This is a genomic window from Kosakonia quasisacchari (assembly GCF_004331415.1).
GTDB classification, from domain to species: Bacteria; Pseudomonadota; Gammaproteobacteria; order Enterobacterales; family Enterobacteriaceae; genus Kosakonia; species Kosakonia quasisacchari.
The window spans coordinates 1-2,632 of record NZ_SJOP01000054.1; the positions used below are offsets into that span (position 1 = coordinate 1).

At 43.5% G+C, this 2,632-nt stretch carries 3 protein-coding genes and 1 pseudogene; 1 reads left to right on the top strand and 3 read right to left on the bottom strand.

Annotation, left to right across the window (positions count from 1 at the left end; all coding sequences use genetic code 11):
- Positions 1-107: 107 nt before the first annotated feature.
- From E0L21_RS24560 to E0L21_RS24575, 3 genes are all read right to left on the bottom strand, one after another.
- Complete coding sequence (locus E0L21_RS24560) at positions 108-377, bottom strand: hypothetical protein (protein ID WP_131413819.1); 270 nt, start codon at positions 375-377, stop codon at positions 108-110.
- Positions 378-490: 113 nt separating this feature from the next.
- Complete coding sequence (locus E0L21_RS24565; protein WP_235855299.1) at positions 491-745, bottom strand: hypothetical protein; 255 nt, start codon at positions 743-745, stop codon at positions 491-493.
- Between the two features lie 661 nt (positions 746-1,406).
- Complete coding sequence (locus E0L21_RS24575) at positions 1,407-1,730, bottom strand: hypothetical protein (protein ID WP_131413820.1); 324 nt, start codon at positions 1,728-1,730, stop codon at positions 1,407-1,409.
- Between the two features lie 515 nt (positions 1,731-2,245).
- Here E0L21_RS24575 and E0L21_RS24580 point away from each other — a divergent pair.
- Positions 2,246-2,632 (top strand): annotated as a pseudogene (locus tag E0L21_RS24580) (transposase); the annotation flags it as partial.

Sequence of the window (2,632 nt, forward strand, 5' to 3'; positions counted from 1 at the left end):
TATGATCCTTTGTCTTACCGTATCGTTTGGTGCATTCTTAAGATATCCCATATTATCAAACGCATCAGGGTTACGTTTATACTCAGCCAATTTATCTTCATGAAGTCTTATTTGCTCCTCCAGAGACCGGATAGACCTCCGATAACATTCTGCCCGTTGAGAGAAGCAATTTCCGGTGCAGCTGCACCCGCGAGTTCGCCACCGGCCAGCGCCTGTATCGCCGCCGTAGCTGCCGTTATACCGCGCTGAAGCGGGCTTCCCGTACCGTATTGCGCTTCTGCGGTTTTTCCCGCCTGGTCAGCAACTTCTTCTTTCGTCGGGTTGAGTTTGCCGTCCCTTGCCAGCGTTTCTTTTCGCCGCTTGCAGTGTAAGCACACCCGTTACGTTGAATGTCCTCCTTCAGAAGCCTGTAACGATGCGGCTGACAGCCAAGAGATTCAGACGGTTCAGATTAACTGTCTGAATCCCTTTTTTATTATTAAACAAAGGGTTAACCTTTTGCTTTGTATTTATCAGGCAAATATTCAGGCCTTTCAACCATGTTAATCAATTTAACCAGTTCATCCTTGTAAAAAGCCAACTCGTTTTTATCACCACAACCAGTAATACGAAAAATTTCATCATCTGAACAATGGCTCAGGATGTGATCGATACATCCTTCATACACCATTAATTCTCCTTCTGAAGCTCTGACATGAAATAATGTTACACTGGCAATACATTCTTTCTGTAACAAGTCCATCATCTTACCTCCTGATGTAATCAGAAAATTTCTGCCTAAACTACTCTAATTGATCAATTGAGGGATAATCCCATTCTCCCCGATTTACACGGGAATCAGTGTTAGCTATTGTATTATAGAAAGAAGTAACAATCTCTCCATTTGGCTCAATAATATAGCTCTTTCCTGCGTTACCTTTTATAACCAACGCTCATCATCTTGCACCTGTATAACTGCTAGCCTGGATTTCTGGGTACCGTTAATGACGGCTCCTGCAGGACGGCCTTCTTTATTTCGGATTGAAGCATGCTCCCCTTGGGTAATCTTATCAAGATAAGCCAAGTGTCCTTGTTCGGGCCTTCCGGGATGGGCGTAACCGTCGTATTATCGCCAGTACCCAAGTTTACCGTCTGGGTTACCGGTATTTGTTGCTCCCTGTCTAAAAAGTTGAACACTGCTGGTATGCGTTGCTCTCTGTTTATGCCGGTAAAGATCTGTAAGGGAACGGTTTGTTTAAGCGAAATGCTTACACTTACCAAAGCAGGCTCATTAATACTTTTTGTGGCCTGAGGGGCGGAGATTTTGGGAAGAAACAGGCTATCGCGAAATAGCCTGCCTATGATGAATCCAACTTTCACGTTGAAAAGTGGTTATACAGAATACTATCCAGGCTCCGAAACAGGAGCTAAAAATCTGAATATTCACTGTATTCAATATCTTCCTCAGTTAGCTCTTCCAGATCATCTTCTTTCAACATTTGATTAAAATATTTGATAGTCTCTTCTAAGGCCTCTTCAATTGTGCCGCCATGCCCGATAGCGCATTCAGGAGAACCATCAAATTTCCGTTTTATCTGTAGATCACTCCTTCCTGTAAAACATCCCGAATGGCTTTCAAATATTTTAATTTTCATCTTTGCATAAGGTAAAACACCAACCATCCAAATAGTAAATTCTGCAACCGTTTTTTCTATCTTACTGACATTTTTTATTTTAAGATTCTGCCACATATATGCTCCTTATTACCGATCAAACGAGATAACTTTATGAAGTTTATTTTTACAAATCATTTTGCTGTAATAAAAATCACTATAGACTTATTCTGAAATGCCATGTTATTTATTTACTGACAGTTTAGACTATTATTTTTTCAGGAAGTAAAACGCCAGAATTGCCACACATAACGTATGCGACCTGAAATCGGGATGCAAATTCGATGCAGCACAGCATCAGGAAATCATTGCATAATATTATCTTCACATCTCTTATTTATTGTGACTTATATCAAGTTATATGATTAGCACGCTACTGTTTACTACCACATGGGGCTTTATACGCACTTCTATCCTGGTAAGAAATTCTCTATGGCTGCTTTCTGCATATAAATACTCTCCCGATTTATCGTTTCTTATCGAAAATGAGCTCACGCCCTCAATATAACTGTGGTGACCCTGACCCGAAATCCTGCGCCATTCAGAAACAGAATGCCGGCATTATCTACACTCCCTGAACGGAGGTGGTGCCGATGAAAAAATCACGATTCACCGAAGAGCAGATTGTTTTTGCCCTGAAGCAGGCTGAACTGGGGACGTCCGTGCCGGAGATCTGCCGTAAGCTGGGTATTTCCGATGCCACGTTCTATACATGGCGCAAGAAATATGGCGGGATTTCTCCTTCGGAGCTGAAACACATGCGGCAGCTTGAGGAAGAGAACCTCAGGCTGAAGAAACTGGTGGCCGATCTGAGTCTCAACAAGGCGATGCTGCAGGACGTGCTGGCAAAAAAGACCTGACGCTGGCACGGCTGCGTGAATGGGTCCGGGAGCTGCAGGCGCGTTACGGGGCCAGCGAACGGCAGGTCTGTTTTGCGCTGCAGGTCAGCCGCAGTTCGTTCCGTTACCGCTCTGTGGCGT

Bases quoted from the DNA above. Each gene is read 5' to 3' on its own strand.
- E0L21_RS24565 (WP_235855299.1), bottom strand. From the start codon at position 745: ATGATGGACTTGTTACAGAAAGAATGTATTGCCAGTGTAACATTATTT.
- E0L21_RS24575 (WP_131413820.1), bottom strand. From the start codon at position 1,730: ATGTGGCAGAATCTTAAAATAAAAAATGTCAGTAAGATAGAAAAAACG.